Below are 536 nucleotides of genomic sequence, written 5' to 3' on the forward strand. Positions count from 1 at the left end.
GTGACGGTGCGGTCCGCTTGGGCGGCCTGGCGGCGCTCGACCGCGTGGTCGGGTTCGACCCGGACCAGGAACCTGCGTAGCCAGCCCTTGAGCTGGCCCAGGGTGTGGCTGGTGGCGTAGGCGAGCACGGTCTCGTCCAGGAGGGTGATGTTCTCCGGCGCGTGGAGCTTCCACGCGGTCGAGGCGATCTCCCTCGCCTTGGCCCGGTCGACCTCACCGGCCTGGTGCGCAGCCCACACCGTCGGCAGGTCCATCACCAGGGTCCGGGTCGCCGAGACCAGGTTCGCGATCAGCCCCTGCGCGACGTTCAACTCGACGCCGATCTCCAGGATCGCTACCTGACGGGCGTCCTCCACCTGACGCGCGCTCAATCCTTGGGTGAGGGCGTCGGTGCGGCGGGGCTCGACGAACCGCAGCACCGCCCGCGCCTGCTCCGCCTCCGCCGCCCACACCCGACGCGACGCATCCATCGCGTCGGCCAGGAGGGTGTCGGTGGGGTTCATAGTTCCAACCTAGGCACCCCCTCCGACACCACC

General features: G+C 70.7%; 1 pseudogene. It reads right to left on the reverse strand.

The window, feature by feature from the left end:
- A pseudogene (locus tag AC3WRM_RS18425) lies at positions 1 to 503 on the reverse strand (hypothetical protein); the annotation flags it as partial.
- Positions 504 to 536 lie beyond the last annotated feature (33 nt).

The organism is Aeromicrobium sp. EU05-FHT14F07, from assembly GCF_058790455.1.